Source organism: Cellulosimicrobium sp. NPDC057127, assembly GCF_042670945.1.
Lineage (GTDB): Bacteria > Actinomycetota > Actinomycetes > Actinomycetales > Cellulomonadaceae > Cellulosimicrobium.
The window spans coordinates 100,199-114,854 of the sequence record NZ_JBHUUP010000009.1 but is presented as its reverse complement, the minus strand read 5'-3'; the positions used below and the strand labels follow the sequence as shown (position 1 = coordinate 114,854).

At 76.5% G+C, this 14,656-nt stretch carries 14 protein-coding genes; 5 read left to right on the top strand and 9 right to left on the bottom strand.

The annotated features are described in order from the left end of the window. The first annotated feature begins 162 nt into the window (after positions 1–162). From ACFTZA_RS10795 to ACFTZA_RS10775, 5 genes are all read left to right on the top strand, one after another. Complete coding sequence (locus tag ACFTZA_RS10795) at positions 163–789, top strand: DUF305 domain-containing protein (RefSeq protein ID WP_378194062.1); 627 nt, start codon at positions 163–165, stop codon at positions 787–789. 118 nt (positions 790–907) lie between these two features. Beyond that, positions 908–1,513, top strand: coding sequence for a flavodoxin family protein (locus ACFTZA_RS10790; RefSeq protein WP_378194059.1), 606 nt, complete (start codon positions 908–910; stop codon positions 1,511–1,513). Between the two features lie 116 nt (positions 1,514–1,629). Then, positions 1,630–1,917: a hypothetical protein gene (locus ACFTZA_RS10785; RefSeq protein WP_378194056.1), complete on the top strand. Its 288-nt coding sequence runs from the start codon at positions 1,630–1,632 to the stop codon at positions 1,915–1,917. Next, on the top strand, positions 1,914–2,990 hold the full coding sequence (locus tag ACFTZA_RS10780; protein ID WP_378194053.1) for a UDP-glucuronic acid decarboxylase family protein: 1,077 nt from the start codon (positions 1,914–1,916) through the stop codon (positions 2,988–2,990). Before ACFTZA_RS10785 ends, ACFTZA_RS10780 begins: the two co-directional genes overlap by 4 nt. After that, positions 2,987–4,372 carry a UDP-glucose dehydrogenase family protein gene (locus ACFTZA_RS10775; protein ID WP_378194050.1) on the top strand — a complete coding sequence of 462 codons (1,386 nt, stop codon included), beginning with the start codon at positions 2,987–2,989 and terminating at the stop codon, positions 4,370–4,372. The genes ACFTZA_RS10780 and ACFTZA_RS10775 overlap by 4 nt, the downstream gene beginning before the upstream one ends. Here ACFTZA_RS10775 and ACFTZA_RS10770 read toward each other — a convergent pair. Genes ACFTZA_RS10770 through ctaD form a run of 9 tightly spaced genes read right to left on the bottom strand, consistent with a single transcriptional unit; the run spans position 4,362 to position 14,654 of the window. Beyond that, complete coding sequence (locus ACFTZA_RS10770; protein WP_378194047.1) at positions 4,362–6,425, bottom strand: cytochrome c oxidase assembly protein; 2,064 nt, start codon at positions 6,423–6,425, stop codon at positions 4,362–4,364. The genes ACFTZA_RS10775 and ACFTZA_RS10770 overlap by 11 nt on opposite strands. Further along, positions 6,422–6,835: a hypothetical protein gene (locus tag ACFTZA_RS10765; RefSeq protein ID WP_378194044.1), complete on the bottom strand. Its 414-nt coding sequence runs from the start codon at positions 6,833–6,835 to the stop codon at positions 6,422–6,424. Before ACFTZA_RS10765 ends, ACFTZA_RS10770 begins: the two co-directional genes overlap by 4 nt. After that, a complete protein-coding gene (locus tag ACFTZA_RS10760) occupies positions 6,832–7,716 on the bottom strand; it encodes a cytochrome c-type biogenesis protein CcmH (RefSeq protein WP_378194041.1) in 885 nt (294 codons plus the stop codon). Before ACFTZA_RS10760 ends, ACFTZA_RS10765 begins: the two co-directional genes overlap by 4 nt. Further along, complete coding sequence (locus ACFTZA_RS10755; protein ID WP_378194038.1) at positions 7,713–10,172, bottom strand: cytochrome c-type biogenesis CcmF C-terminal domain-containing protein; 2,460 nt, start codon at positions 10,170–10,172, stop codon at positions 7,713–7,715. The genes ACFTZA_RS10760 and ACFTZA_RS10755 overlap by 4 nt, the downstream gene beginning before the upstream one ends. Next, entirely contained in the window at positions 10,169–10,579 is a 411-nt protein-coding gene (locus ACFTZA_RS10750; RefSeq protein WP_378194035.1) for a cytochrome c maturation protein CcmE, read from the bottom strand. The genes ACFTZA_RS10755 and ACFTZA_RS10750 overlap by 4 nt, the downstream gene beginning before the upstream one ends. Next, positions 10,576–11,322: a cytochrome c biogenesis protein CcsA gene (gene ccsA / locus ACFTZA_RS10745; protein ID WP_378194032.1), complete on the bottom strand. Its 747-nt coding sequence runs from the start codon at positions 11,320–11,322 to the stop codon at positions 10,576–10,578. The genes ACFTZA_RS10750 and ccsA overlap by 4 nt, the downstream gene beginning before the upstream one ends. Next, positions 11,319–11,720 carry a c-type cytochrome gene (locus ACFTZA_RS10740; protein ID WP_378194029.1) on the bottom strand — a complete coding sequence of 134 codons (402 nt, stop codon included), beginning with the start codon at positions 11,718–11,720 and terminating at the stop codon, positions 11,319–11,321. The genes ccsA and ACFTZA_RS10740 overlap by 4 nt, the downstream gene beginning before the upstream one ends. Continuing rightward, positions 11,717–12,133: a hypothetical protein gene (locus ACFTZA_RS10735; protein WP_378194026.1), complete on the bottom strand. Its 417-nt coding sequence runs from the start codon at positions 12,131–12,133 to the stop codon at positions 11,717–11,719. The genes ACFTZA_RS10740 and ACFTZA_RS10735 overlap by 4 nt, the downstream gene beginning before the upstream one ends. Before the next feature lies 1 nt (position 12,134). Beyond that, a complete protein-coding gene (gene ctaD / locus ACFTZA_RS10730; RefSeq protein ID WP_378194023.1) occupies positions 12,135–14,654 on the bottom strand; it encodes a cytochrome c oxidase subunit I in 2,520 nt (839 codons plus the stop codon). Between the last annotated feature and the right edge of the window lie 2 nt (positions 14,655–14,656).

The window sequence follows — 14,656 nt, the reverse complement described above, 5'->3', positions numbered from 1 at the left end:
GTCGCGCCGGGCCTGTCACCGGCGGACCAGCCCACCGTGAGCCACCGCGGCGCCGCTCGCCAGACGGGCGCGCACGAGGCCGGTCCGTCCCGGGCGGCGAGCGGCGGCGCCCGGTGCTTACGGTCGCGGTCGACGAGCCGACGACCGAGAGGGGTGGGACGGATGAGCGAGCACCAGCACCAGCAGGCGACGCACGACGGGACGTCCGACGAGCACGGCGGGTCCGACCAGCACGGCGCGTCCGAGGACCACGGCGGAAAGATGCGGCTGCGCACGTACGGGCGGTTCGCCGCGATGATCGCGACGTCGACGGTCGTCATGTTCGGGCTCACGTACACCAACGCGTTCGCGCTCGACCACGTGCGCTTCAGCGAGGAGCGCGTCTACATGGCGGTGCTCATGGGCTCCGCGATGGCGATCATCATGCTCGGGTTCATGTGGGGGCGCATGTACCGCGACGTGCGCGTCAACGTGGCGATCGTGCTCGTCGCGCTCGTGGTGGGCACCGGCGCGCTGGCGCTGTCGCGCTCGCAGGTGCTCGTGGACGACCGCGCCTACATGAAGGGCATGATCCCGCACCACTCGATCGCGATCCTCACGAGCGAGCGCGCGGACATCGACGACGTGCGCGTGCGCCAGCTCGCGGACGAGATCATCGAGGCCCAGCGGCGCGAGATCGCCGAGATGGAATGGCTGATCGCCGACATCGCGGAGAACGGCGTCGCCGACACGCCGTCGGAGGCGACGCAGCGCCCGGTGCCGGACTTCGGTCCCGGCGACGAGTCCTGAGCCGCCGCGGGCCCGCCGGCGTCGCCGGCCGGGCGCCGTGCGGTCGTGGGCCCGGAGGGCCGGCGCTACCGTGGCGAGAGGTCGAGACCAGGCCGCTCACGCCGTCGCGGAGGTACCGATGAAGGCCCTGTTCGTCAGCTGCACGCTCAAGAAGTCGCCCGAGCCGTCCAACACCGAGACCCTGGGCCGCGTGGTCGCCGAGTCGCTGCAGGACCGTGGCGTCGAGGTCGAGCACGTGCGGCTCGTCGACCACGACGTACCGCCCGGCGTGGTCACCGACCTCGGCGAGGGCGACGGGTGGCCGGCGATCCACGACAAGCTGCTCGAGTCCCAGATCCTCGTCGTCCTCACCCCGACGTGGGTCGGGCGCCCGTCGTCGATCGCCCAGCGGATGCTCGAGCGCATGGACGCGATGCTCTCGGAGACCACCGACGACGGCACGCCCGTCGCGTACAACCGGGTCGCCGGCGTCGTCGTGACGGGCAACGAGGACGGCGCCCACCACGTGATCTCGGAGATCTCCGGCGGGCTCGTCGACATCGGCTACACGATTCCCGGGCAGGCGTGGGTGTACTGGAACCAGGGCCCGGGGCCGGGGCCGGACTACGTCCAGACGGGCCACGGCCACGAGTGGGCGCGCAGCACCGCGCAGCTCATGGCGCACAACCTGCACGCCGTCGCGACCGCGCTCGCCGAGCGCCCGGTGCCCTCGCCCTCGTCCTGACCTGGGCTTCCGGGTGCGGCTCGGCGTGCGGGGCGTCGGGCACCGTGCCAGCGTGGACGGTGCCCGGGTCCAGCAACGGAGCCCGTCGAGCACGAACGTGAGCGGTGGAGGCGATCATGGCTGACACGTCGGAGACGAGGACCACGACCGACCACGACGAGATCCGCAGGTGGGTCGAGGAGAACGGCGGCACGCCTGCGAGCGTGCGCGGCACCGAGCGCGGTGACGACGAGGCCGGCGTCCTGCGCATCGACTTCCCCGGCGGGGCCGGCGAGGACCAGCTCGAGCACCTGTCCTGGGACGACTGGTTCGCGAAGTTCGACGGCTCGGACCTCGCGTTCCTCTACCAGGCGCAACGGTCCGGCGGGGGCGGCAGCACCTTCTTCAAGCTCGTGCGCCGGTGAGCGCCGCGAGCTCCCCGCGCGCCGTGCGGCGCGCGGTGGTCACCGGTGGTGCCGGGTTCGTCGGGAGCCACCTGTGCGAGGCGCTCGTCGCCGCGGGCGCCGAGGTGGTCTGCGTCGACGACCTGTCGACCGGCGACGAGCGCAACGTCGCCGCGCTGCGCGACGACCCGCGCTTCACGCTGGTGCGTGCGGACGTCTCCGCGGGTCTCGACGTGCCCGAGCCGGACCGGGTGGACCTCGTGCTCCACCTCGCGTCCCCGGCGTCGCCCGTGGACTATTTGCGCCTGCCCGTCGAGACCCTGCTCGTCGGGTCCGCGGGCACGCGCCGCGCCCTCGAGCTCGCCGAGCGCGCCGGCGCACGGTTCGTGCTCGCGTCGACGTCCGAGGTGTACGGGGACCCCGAGGTGCACCCGCAGCGCGAGGACTACTGGGGCAACGTCAACCCCGTCGGGCCGCGCAGCGTCTACGACGAGTCCAAGCGGTTCGCCGAGGCCCTCACCACCGCCTACCGGCGCAGCCGCGGCGTCGACGCCGGCATCGTGCGCATCTTCAACACGTACGGTCCGCGCATGCGCGGCCACGACGGGCGCATGGTCCCCACGTTCGTGCGCCAGGCGCTCGCGGGCGAGCCGCTGACCGTCGCCGGCGACGGGTCGCAGACCCGGTCCGTCTGCTACGTCGACGACCTCGTCGAGGGCCTGCTCGCCTTCGCCGCGAGCGGGCACACCGGCCCGATGAACCTCGGCAACGCGACCGAGCTCACGGTCGAGCAGATCGCCCGAGACGTGCTCGCGGCCACCGGCTCCGACGCACCGCTCGTACGCATCCCGCTGCCGGAGGACGACCCGCGCCGCCGCCGCCCCGACACGACGCTCGTCGAGCGCGAGCTCGGGTGGCGCGCCGCCACGTCCTGGCCCGACGGCCTCGCGCGCACGGTCGCCTGGTTCCGGTCCCGGCCGGACGACCGGCCCGACGCGCCGTCCGACGCGGAGCGGGCCGTGGCCGCCCCGGGGTCGGACACCGCCGGGCAGCCGGCCGTCGTCGGCGCCTCCGGGGCGGGGGAGGCGTCATGAAGGTCTCGGTGCACGGTTGCGGCTACCTCGGTGCCGTGCACGCCGCCGCGATGGCCCAGCTCGGCCACGAGGTCGTGGGCATCGACGTCGACGCGGCCAAGGTCTCCGTGCTGAACGCCGGCCGCGCCCCCTTCTACGAGCCCGGCCTGCCCGACCTGCTCGCCGAGGGCACGACGCGCGGCGCCCTGCTGTTCTCCACCGACGCCGCCGACGCGGCCGGCGCCGACGTGCACTTCCTGTGCGTCGGCACGCCGCAGTCCGCCGGCAGCGGCGTCGCCGACCTGCACCACCTCGACGCGGCGCTCGCGGCGCTGCGCCCGCACCTGCGGCCGGGCGACGTCGTCGTGGGCAAGTCGACCGTGCCCGTGGGCACCGCCGCGCGCCTCGCGGCCGAGCTGCCCGACGGCGTCCGCCTCGCCTGGAACCCTGAGTTCCTGCGCGAGGGCCACGCGGTCGACGACACCCTGCACCCGGACCGTCTCGTCTACGGCGTCCCGCGCGACGAGGTGGCCGACGGCGGCGAGACCGCCCGCAGCCCGGAGCCGGGCGGCGCCGCCGCGCGGCTCGACGCGGTGTACGCCCGCCTGCTCGCCGACGGCGTCCCCCGCGTCGTCACCGACTACGCGACGGCCGAGCTGGCGAAGGTCGCCGCGAACGCGTTCCTCGCGACGAAGATCTCGTTCGCGAACGCGATGGCGGAGGTGTGCGAGGTCGCGGGCGGCGACGCCGTCGCGCTCGTCGGCACCATGTCCTACGACGCGCGCATCGGGGGCGACTACCTCGGCGTCGGCCTCGGCTTCGGCGGCGGCTGCCTCCCGAAGGACATCCGGGCGTTCTCCGCGCGCGCCGAGGAGCTGGGCGTGGGCCGGGCCGTGGCCTTCCTGGAGGAGGTCGACGCGATCAACGACCGCTGCCGCGACCGCGCGGTCGAGCTCGTGCGGTCGGCGTGCGGCGGTCTCGCCGGCCGGCGCGTGGCCGTCCTCGGCGCCGCGTTCAAGCCCGACAGCGACGACGTGCGCTCCTCGCCCGCGCTCGACCTCGCGCGCCGCCTCGCGGGGGAGGGGGCGGACGTCGTCGTCACCGACCCGCAGGCCATCGCGCTCGCCCAGGCCGCCGCGCCCGAGCTGCGGTACGCGACGGAGGTCGCGGAGGCCGTGGCGGGTGTGGACGCGGTCGTGCTCGCCACGGAGTGGCCGGAGTACCGGGACCTCGACCCGGCCGCGCTCGCCGCGGTCGTGCGGTCGGCACGGCTCGTCGACACGCGCAACGCGCTCGACCTCGCCGCCTGGCGGGCTGCGGGCTGGGACGCGCGGTCGCTGGGCGGCGCGTCCGTCGTCACGCACGACGCGTCCCGACCGGGCGAGGAGATGGTCACGGGCTGACGCGCGGGCCGGTGCGCGGCAGCGGCCGCGGACCGTGGCGGCGTGCCGAGCGCCGGCTCGCCCGCTCGTCCGCGGCGGCCCATCGCAGCGCGACGGCGAGCGCGATCCCCATCGCGGGGACCTCGCCGAGCGCCCACATCACCGCGCCGGCGGCGCGCTGGTCGGTGAGCAGGTCCGGCGCCGCGACGAGCACCGCGCGCGCGGACTCGGGCGCGGCGAGCAGCACGCGCTCGCTGGTGACGAGCACGAGACCGAGGATCGTGTGGACGACCATCGCCGGCGCCAGCATGAGCAGCCGCACCGGGTAGGGCGGCCGCCGCACCGGGTCCGTGCCGATGAGCAGGTCGGCGAAGACGTACCCGGCGAGCGTGAAGTGCGCGGCGGCGAGCAGGTGCACCGCGGGCTCGGCGAGGCTCCACCCCGCGACGGGTGTGAGGTAGAAGACCGCCATCGACACGACGACGTTCGCGGTCGCCACGACTGGGTGGAGAAGTACCGCCGCGACGCGGCTCGAGACGACGGCGAGCAGCCACTCCCGCGGACCGCGCGAGCCGTCCGTGCGGCGCGGCAGCGCACGCAGCGCGAGCGAGACGGGCGCGCCGAGCACGTAGAGCAGCGGCAGGAACGTCACGAGCGCCATGTGCTGGAGCATGTGCACGCTCAGCAGGGCGTGGCCGTACACGCCCGGTGCGCCGCTGGTGGTCCACACGAGCAGGACCATGCCGGTCGCCCACGCGAGCGACCGGCCGGGCGGCCACGCGTCGCCGCGCCGGCGCAGCCGCAGCACCCACCGCCCGTAGGCGACGAGACCGACGGTCGCGGCGAGCGCGGCCACGGGCTCGAGGCTCCACTGCGTGAGCGCCGCGAGGGGGGCCAGCGCGGGCACCGTCGCGGAGTGGTCCGCGGGCACGGCGGGCGGGGACGACGCGGCGAGCGCCACCGAGAGCCCCACGGCGCCCGCCATGAGCACGATCTCCCCCGCCGCGAGACGCGCGAACGCGCCGCGAGCGCCGTCGCGCAGGGCGGGGAGGGTGTGGCGCCGGTGGGCGGCGCCTGCCGCCCCGAGCAGGACGAGCAGCACGACCTTGGCGAGCAGGACGACGCCCCACGGCGTCGTGACGAGCTGGTCCGGGGAGTCGAGGCGCGAGACGGCGACGACGGCACCGGACGCGGCCGTGAGCGCGAAGCCGACGCCGGCGATCGCGGAGTACCGCTTCGCGACCGCCGCGAGGCGCCCGTCCGCCAGGTCGGCGGTCGGGACGCCTGCGCCCGCTGGGCCCGCGCCCGTCCCCACCCTGCCCGCGGCCCGCTGCCCGAGCACGAGGGTCACGAGCACGACCAGCCCGCCGGCCCACGCCGCGACGGCGCCCACGTGCAGCCACAGGGCGCTGCCTGCGCCGTCGTCGCCGTGCGCGTGCCCGGCGCCGGTGACCGGGGCGAGCGCGACGAGGGCGACGAGCGCGGTGATCCCCGTGAGCGCGGGCGAGCCGGAGCGGGAGGCGAGTCCCGCCAGGGCAGCGGTGAGCGCGGCGAGCAGCGCGGCGCCGAGCAGCATGACCCCGGGCCGTGTGGCGAGGAGCGCGGCGAGGGCGCCGCCGGTGCCGCGGTCGCCGGCCACGTCGAGCGCGGACAGCGGCACGACGGCGGCCTGCGCGACGGCCCAGACCAGCGCCGCGAGCGTGGCGGCGCGCCGAGCTGCCGTGAGCGCGGCGCCGGGCGGCAGCACGACGGAGGCGAGCACGAGCGCGCCGACCGTCACCGTCGCGCCGCTGCGGGCGACGAGCTCGACGGTCGGCCCGCCCCAGCGCGCGAGCGGGCCGGGGTCGAGCAGCAGCCGCGGTCCCGCCGCTCCCGTGAGGGCGAGGCCGCCGACCAGCCCGACCAGCCCCGTGAGCGCGGCCACCGCGAGGGGAAGGGCGAGGACCCCCGCCCGGGTGCGCCCCGGGGGCGGCCCGGGCGGGCCGGCCGGCGCCTGCGCCGGAGCCGGTGCGGCGGTGCCGGCGGCGCGGTCGGCGCGGTCGGCGGGCGGGGGTGTCGTGGCCCGCAGCGTCACGGCGCGTCCCCGGCCGCCACGGCGAGGGTCGTGCTCATCCCCGCGGCGTGGTGGCCCGTCACCGTGCAGACGAGGTCGAGCACCTCGCCCGGCACGGTCTCGACGACGATCTCGTGGCTCTCGCCGGGGTCCAGCACGGGTGTGCCCCACGTGCCCCGGGTGCCCTGCACGACGACGTCGTGCCCGGTCGCGCCGGTGTTGGTGACGACGAGCGTGACCTCGCCCACGCTCGCGCGCACCCCACCGGTCTCGACGGTCCACTCGGTGAGGCCGACGCGGACGTGGTCGGTGACCGGTCCGCCGTCGGCGGGGGCGTCTCCCGCCTGCCCGGCGCACCCGCCCAGCGCGAGGACGGCGGCGAGCAGAGTCGCGGCGCGCTGCGCCGTCCGCGGCCGGTCGCGCGCGGTCACGGGGTCGCCTCCGGTGCGGCGGGCTCGAGGGCGTCGTGGCGCGCGAGCAGCTCGGCGGACCGGTCCGGGTCAGTCTCGGCCACGAGCGTGCCGAGCAGCAGGAGCGCGGACGCGTGCTCGGGGTCGAGCTCGACCGCGGCCTCGAGCGACGCGACCGCCTGCTCGACGTCGCCGGCGCGCGCGTGCGCGAACCCGCCGCGATACCGGGCGTCGGCGTCGAGGGGGCGCAGGCGCACGAGTGCGTCGTACTCGGCGGCCGCCTCGTCGTGGCGGCCCTGCTCGGCGAGCCGGCGCGCGAGCGCGGCGCGCAGCTCGGCCCGGCCCGGCTCGGCGGCGACGGCCCCGGCGAGCACCCCGGCGGTGTCCGGCCCGGCCGCGGCGGGCGCCGGGTCGTCCGCGGTCCCACGGTCCGACGGCCCGTCGGGGAGCACGGTGGGGAGCACGGGGGCGAGCACCGCGGCGACGCCCGCCGCCGCGAGCGCGGCGACGACCCACCGGCGGCGCGCGCGCCGCAGCACGAGCACACCGGCGACCCCGAGCACCGCGACGGGCACGAGCCAGAACGCCCAGCCCGCGCCGCGGCGCGGCGGGTCGAGCAGCACGTCGTCGCCGTACGCGTCGGCGAACCACGCCCGGATCTCGGGCGGCGTGCGCCCTTCGTCGAGCTGCTCGGCGATGACGGTGCGCATGGACGCGGCGACCGGCGCGGCCGAGTCGGCGACGTCCTCGCCCGCGCACGACGGGCACCGCAGCGTGGACGCGACCGCGCGAACCTGCGCGTCGGCACCGGCCGGCCCTGCGGTGAGCGCGCCGGCGCCCACCCCGAGCAGCGCGACGACGACGAGCGCCGCCAGGCACCACCAGGTCGCGCGCCGGGTCATCTGCGCACCTCCTCGGCGACGACGTCCTCGAGCCACGCCTCGTCGACGGGACCTACGCGCGTCTCGACGAGCCGGCCCTCGCGGTCCACGAGGTAGGTCATCGGCAGGCCGCGCAGGCCCCAGCCGACGGCGGTCGTCCCGTCGAGGTCGGAGACGCTGGGGAAGGGCACGTCGTGGCGCTCCGCGAACGCGCGCGCGTTGCCGGGCAGGTCGCGCACGTTGAGCCCGAGGACGACGAGCCCGTCGTCCTCGTGCCGCGCGGCGGCGTCGGCGATCAACGGCATCTCGTCGACGCACGGCCCGCACCACGACGCCCAGGCCGGGACGAGCACGACCGAGCCCTCGAGGTCGGCGAGGTCGCGTGCGACGCCGTCGAGGTCGGGGCCGGCCAGGGGCGGAGCCGGCTCGGGAGCCTCGGTCCGTGCGGCGCAGCCTGCCGTCGCGAGGGCGAGGGCCGGCAGCGCGACGAGGCCGTGCACGAGCCGCGACCGGAGGAGGCGGTCCCCGCCCGCCCGGGTCGTCGGTCGCGTCGTCCCCCGCGGACGCGCGTCGTTCCTGCGCCGTCGTGCGCCCCGCGCACCGGCGAGCGCCGCGCCGGCGACGAGCAGCAGCCCGCCCGCCCAGATCCACCCGACGAGCGGGGTGACCGCGAGCCGCAGGGTCACGGTCCCCGCCCCGGGGTCGGCGTCGAGGATCGCGACGTGGACGTCGCCCGTGAGGGTGGAACGGGTCGCCGGGCCGGCGACGAGCACGCCGTCGGCGTCGTACCAGCGCAGCTGGGGTCGCAGCGTCCCGACGTAGCGGCCGCCCTCGCCGACGACGAGCTCGGCCTCGGCGACGTGGTGCCCGAGCTCCGCGCGCCGGTCGAGCTGAACGAGGGTCACGCTCGTGGTCCCGGCGGTGACGGACCCGCCGACGGGCACGCTCTCCTCCCGTACGAGCGACTGGCCGCCGGCGACGACGGCGACGGCGACGACCGCGACGCCGGTGTGCGCCAACCACGCGCCGAGCGCGCGCCGGTCCCGCGCCACCTGCGCGACCCCGGTGACGACGACGAACGCCGCGAGCGCCCCGGTGAGCGCGAGCGCGGCGTCGCGCGCGAGGAGACCCACCGCGCAGCTCGTGACGGCGGCCGCGCCGGCGGCGGCGAGCAGGCCAGGGGGTGCGCCGCGGCGGCCGGGACGGTCGCGCAGCCACGGGGTGGCGGCGAGCAGCACGAGGAGCGCGAGCGCGGGCGGGGCGAGGGTGCGTGCGTACCAGGGAGCGCCGACCGAGACGCGCTCGCCGGTCGTCACGAGCAGCGCGGTCGGCAGGAGCGTGCCGACGGCGACCACGACGAGGACCGCGACGAGGAGGACGCGCTGTGCCTCGAGCGCGGCGGTGTGCACGCCCGGGCGCCTGCGCTCGCCGGGGCGGTCGGCCGCGCGAGTCCGCGACCACCGGCGCAGCAGGAGGAGCCAGGGCACCAGCACGAGGCCGAGCGCGGCGACGAGGACGGGCCCGAGCGTCGAGGCGGTGAAGGCGTGCACCGACTCGACGACGCCCGAGCGGGTGATGACCTGCGCGAGCACGACGAGCACGAACCCGAGCCCGCCCAGCACGACGGCCCACGTGCGCCATCGCCCGCGGCGCGTGCGGGGCCCGAGCGTGTGCAGCAGCGCGGTCGCCGTGAGCCAGGGCAGCAGCGAGGCGTTCTCGACGGGGTCCCAGGCCCAGTAGCCGCCCCACCCCAGGACGGCGTAGGACCACCAGGCGCCGAGCCCGATCCCGGCGGTGAGCGCGGTCCAGGCGGCGAGGTTCCAGGCGCGAGCGGTCGCGACAGCGCCGGAGGAGACGCGACGGTCGACGCAGGCCGCGACCGACAGGGCGTACGGGACGGCGAGCAGCGCGAACCCGGCGTACAGCAGCGGCGGGTGCATGCCCATCGCGACGTGGTCGCGCAGCAGCGGGCTGGGCGGTGCCCCGCGCACGACCGACGCCACGAACGGCGAGGCGAGCAGCGAGACGACGCCGAAGACGGTCACGAGTCCCGCCAGCACGGCGAGCGAGGTCGCGCGCGTCGGTCCGTCGAGGCGGCGCAGCGTCGCGGCCGCGCCAGCGGTCACGGCAGCGAGCGCGGCGAGCCACAGCAGCAGCGAGCCCTCGAGCGCGGACCACAGGGCCGTGACGCGGTAGTACACGCCCATGTCGGCCGAGGCGACACGCGCCACGTAGGCGACGTCGGTGTCCTGCCGCACGAGCGCGACCTCGAGGAGCGCGACGGCGCCCGCGACGGCGAGCGCGGCGCCGTACGTGGCGAGCGGGGCCGCGCGCCGCGCCGTCGCGGGCAGGCCGCCGTCCCCGGCGACGCGCCCGGCCGTGCGCGGGGTTGCGGCCCACGCGGTCACGGCCCACGCGGCCGCGGCCACGGCGGCGAGCGCGACCGCGGCGACGAGCAGGACGGTGCCGAGCGTCACGAGCGGGCCTCCGGCGCGCGGTACTCGTTGGAGTGGCGCAGCAGCACGGTCGTCGCGTGCAGGACGCCCTGGTCGTCGACGCGTCCCTCGACCACGGCGCCCTCGCCCTCGCGGACGGTGCCGGGCAGGGACCCGGCGTACCGTACGCGCACGTCGACCGCCCCGTCGGTGAGGACGAACGTCGCGGCCTCATCGCGCTCGGCGACGCTGCCCGGCACGACCATGCCGCCCAGACGGACGTCGCGGGACGCCCGCGCGTCGGCGGCGACCTCGCTCGGCGTCCGGTAGTACGTCATGCCGTCCTGCGTGGCGGACCACGCGATCGCCCCGGTGCCGAGCACCGCCGCGACGACGACCGCCCAGCGGACCGCACGGGCGCGCCGGGGACGTGGTGCGGGGACCGTCATCGGCTCCCCGCCCCTCCGGCCACGGGTGCGCGGGCCGGGACCCGGGCGTCCGGGCGTCCCGCGTCGAGGGCTTCGGCGTCCTCGCCCGGCCGTCCGGCGTCGTCCGGGCGCGGGCGGGCCGCGCGCCGCACCCGGAGCAGGACGGCGAGCGCCGCGCCGAGCGTGACGGCGACGAGCGCGGCCACGAGAGCCGCCGCCATGGACGGGTCGATGGGCGCCGTCGTCCCGGGAGCCATGATCGTGGGTGGCTGGTGGAGCGTGCGCCACCACACGACCGACATGTGCACGACCGGCACGACGAGGAACCCGGCCACGCCGAGCACGCCGACCACCCGGCGGGCGCGCGACGTCGCCGCGAGCGAGCGCGCGGCGAGGAACCCGGCGTAGACGAGGCCCATCGCGACGGTGGACGAGACGCGGGCGTCCCACACCCACCACGTGCCCCACGTGAGCGCGCCCCACACGCTGCCCGTGGCGAGCGTGACGGCGGTGAGCACGACACCGACCTCGGCCGCCGCCGTCGCGAGCCGCAGGGACCGCGGGGTGTCGCGCGCGGCGACGCGCAGGCTCGCGAGGAGCACGACGGCGAAGCACGCGTACGCGCCCCACGCCGCCGGGACGTGCACGTACATCCAGCGCTGTGCGTCGCCCTGGACGGCGTCGGGCGGGGCGGCCGCGCCCAGCACGACCGCGACGACCGCCGCGACGGCGGTCGCGGCGGCAAGGAGGCGCAGCGGCGTCACGGCCCGTACAGGTACGCCGCCATGTCCCGGGCGTCCTGCGCGTCCACGCCCATGTCGGGCATCAGCGTGCCCGGTGCGATCTCCTGCGGGTCGCGTATCCATCGGATCAGCTCCTCGGGTCGGTTCGGCAGGTGCCCGGCGATGGCGAGCCGCTCGTCCATCCCGGCGAGGTCGGGGCCGACTCCCCGTTCGACGCTCGGGACGCCCGGGACGGCGTGGCAGGAGGTGCAGCCGTACGTCACGAGGAGCTCGCGGCCCCGCTCCGCGTCGCCGCCGGGCACGACGTGGCGCGGGCCGTGGTCGTCGCCCGTGCCGAGCCACGAGACGGTCGCCGCGGCGCCCGCCGCGACGACGCCGACGGCGACGACCGCCGTCGCGGTCCTGCGCACGACGCTCATGCGCACACCTCCAGGACGAGCGGGTTGACGGCGATGAGCACGATCCCCGCGCCGAACCCGACCGCGAGCGCGAGGCCGAGCGCGCCGAGGAAGCGGAGCAGGTCGTCGTCCGTCGCGCGGGCGCGGCGCAGGGCGCGGAGGGCGACCACGCCGGCGGCGACCGTGAGGAGGAGCAGGACGGCGTCCAGGGCGAGCACGACGGCGCCCACCGCGGCGTCGGGGGCGGGCGCGCCCGCGCTCGCGTAGGCGGTGCACGCGAAGTCCTGGACGGCGTACGAGGCACCGAGCGCCACCGCCCATGCCACCGGGGGCACGAGGACCGATGCGACCGCGGCCCGCACGCGCCGGTCGACGCGGTGGGGCTCCGGGTGCCGGCCGGGCCGGTCGCCCGCGGGACGTGCCGTCGGGCTCATGTCACACCACCACCGCGGGCAGGAGGTCCGTCGTCACCCAGGCGACCGCCCACACGACGAGCACCGCGGCCCACAGCAGGGCGACGTTCTGCAGCTGCAGCCCCGTCCGCACGTCGCGCGCGTGGCGCAGGCGGGCGAGGAGGGTCGTGAGCGTCTGCCCGAGCGCGAACACCACCGCCAGGGCCAGCGTCGCGAGGAGCATGAGCACGCCCGAGTCGTACGCGTGCCGGCCGGCCTCGAGCCCGGACGTCGTCCACTGCAGCACGACCAGCGCAAGTGCCACGACGGCGGCCGCGGCGGAGACCGTGATGACGACGAGGTGCGGTCCCCGGTCGGTGCGGCGCTCGCGGGGCGCGTCGGCCGAGCGGCGCGCGCCCCACCAGGTCGCGGCGAGCGCGACGGCGGACACGACACCCGTCGCGGCGGTGAGCCACGGTGTGCCGAGCGTGCCGGCCCGCGGCCACACGGGCGCGTTGACCTGGAGGAAGAGCACGGAGAACGCGACCGTGCCGACGGAGACGACGAGCACGACGGCGGTCCCCGCCGCGCCCCACCACCCCAGCCCCTGCGGGCCGGGCGCCTCGATGGGGAACCGGCCGCCGACGGGCTCGGTCGTCACCTCGTCGAGGTCGCGCTCGTTGGTCAGCGCCCAGCCGAGGAGCCCCCCGAGCACGACGAGCACGCCGAGCGCGACGACGAGACCGACCTCGACGAGCAGGCCGACCGCGACCGTCGTGAGCCCCAGGGCCGGCACGAGCGGCCACGGCGTCGGCCGGGCCTGCGCGGCGGCGCCGTGGGGCCGCGCGGCGACGACCGTCGTGAGCGGCGTCGCGCGCAGCGTGATCGGTGCGTGGTCGAACGCCGCGACGAGCTCGCGCGTCTCGGCGTCGACGGTCTCCGGGTCGGGCTGGTCCCACATCGGGCTGCGGCTCGCGACCACGGGGATCGTCTCGAAGTTCGCGCCCGGCGGCGGCGACTGCGCCGCCCACTCCAGCGTGTCGCCGTCCCACGGGTCTCGGCCCGCGGGGGCTCCGCGCCGCGCGCCGCGCCACAGCGTGACGACCGTGACGACCACGCCGGCCGCGAGGACGAACGCCCCGACGGTCGACAGCAGGTTGGGGACGTCGACACCGAGCCAGCGGTCGTACGTCCAGACCCGGCGCGGCATGCCCCACAACCCGGACAGGTGCATGGGGAAGAACGTCAGGTGGAAACCGAGGAACGTGAGCCAGAAGCCGGTGACGCCCCACCGGTGGCTCGGCATGCGTCCCGTGAGCTTGGGCCACCAGTGGAACAGCCCGGCCAGGACGGGGAAGAGCATCCCCCCGATGATCACGTAGTGGAAGTGCGCGACGACGAAGTATGTGTCGTGCACCTGGGCGTCCAACGGTGCGGACGCGACCATGACGCCCGTGATGCCGCCCGCGACGAACGTGATGAGGAAGCCCACGGCGTAGAACATCGGGACGGTCGCGCGCGGGCGCCCGAACCAGAGGGTGGTGAGCCACGCGACCACCTGCACGCCGCTCGCCACCGCGATCGACATGCTCGCCGCGGTGAAGAACGACAGCGTCACGGGCGGCAGCCCGGTCGTGTACATGTGGTGCACCCACAGGCCCAGGCTCATGATCGCCGTCACGACGACCGCGGCCACGACGAGCGGGTAGGCGACGAGGCGACGCCGGGCGTGCACCGGGATCACCTGGCTGATGATCGCGGCGCCGGGCAGGAACATCACGTAGACCTCGGGGTGCCCGAAGATCCAGAACAGGTGCTGCCACAGCAGCGGGTCGCCGCCCCGGTCGGTGGCGAAGAACGCGGTGCCGAGGTTGCGGTCGAGCTCCAGGAGCAGCGATCCCACGAGGAGCGGGACGAACGCGACGATGATGAGGACCGCGACGCACAGCATGGTCCACACGAAGATCGGCATGCGGTCGAGCGACATGCCCGGCGCGCGCATCTTCAGCACGGCGATGACGATCTCGATCGCGGCGCCGATCGCGGCGAGCTCGGCGAGCGCGAGGCCGAACAGCCAGATGTCCATCGCCTTGTCGGAGAACTCCGGACCGCTGAGCGGCACGTAGGCGAACCACCCGGCGTCGGGCACCATGTCGACGACGAAGCTGCTGTACAGCAGCACGCCGCCCAGGAGGTAGCACCAGTAGTTGAACGTGTTGTAGCGCGCGAACGGCATGTCGCGCGCGCCGAGCTGGAGCGGCAGGAAGTAGGCCGCCAGGCCCTCGAGGAACGGCACGGCGAAGAGGAACATCATCGTCGTGCCGTGCATCGTGAACAGCTCGTTGTACGTCTGCGCGGACAGCACGTCGTTCTCCGGCTGCGCGAGCTGGGCGCGCATGAACAGCGCCTCGACGCCGCCGACGAGGAAGAACACGACGGCCGTGACCATGTACCGGGTCCCGACCGCCTTGTGCTGCACGGCCGTGAAGAAGCCGCGGAACCCCCGCGGTCGGCGCCACACCTCGGCGAAGGCGTCGACGTGGCGTGCGTCCGTCGTCGTCATCG

Excerpts from the sequence above, each read along its gene's own strand:
- ACFTZA_RS10795 (WP_378194062.1), top strand. The coding sequence starts at position 163 with ATGAGCGAGCACCAGCACCAGCAGGCGACGCACGACGGGACGTCCGAC.
- ACFTZA_RS10790 (WP_378194059.1), top strand. The coding sequence starts at position 908 with ATGAAGGCCCTGTTCGTCAGCTGCACGCTCAAGAAGTCGCCCGAGCCG.
- ACFTZA_RS10785 (WP_378194056.1), top strand. The coding sequence starts at position 1,630 with ATGGCTGACACGTCGGAGACGAGGACCACGACCGACCACGACGAGATC.
- ACFTZA_RS10775 (WP_378194050.1), top strand. The coding sequence starts at position 2,987 with ATGAAGGTCTCGGTGCACGGTTGCGGCTACCTCGGTGCCGTGCACGCC.
- ACFTZA_RS10760 (WP_378194041.1), bottom strand. The coding sequence starts at position 7,716 with ATGACCCGGCGCGCGACCTGGTGGTGCCTGGCGGCGCTCGTCGTCGTC.
- ACFTZA_RS10750 (WP_378194035.1), bottom strand. The coding sequence starts at position 10,579 with ATGACGGTCCCCGCACCACGTCCCCGGCGCGCCCGTGCGGTCCGCTGG.
- ACFTZA_RS10740 (WP_378194029.1), bottom strand. The coding sequence starts at position 11,720 with ATGAGCGTCGTGCGCAGGACCGCGACGGCGGTCGTCGCCGTCGGCGTC.
- ACFTZA_RS10735 (WP_378194026.1), bottom strand. The coding sequence starts at position 12,133 with ATGAGCCCGACGGCACGTCCCGCGGGCGACCGGCCCGGCCGGCACCCG.
- ctaD (WP_378194023.1), bottom strand. The coding sequence starts at position 14,654 with ATGACGACGACGGACGCACGCCACGTCGACGCCTTCGCCGAGGTGTGG.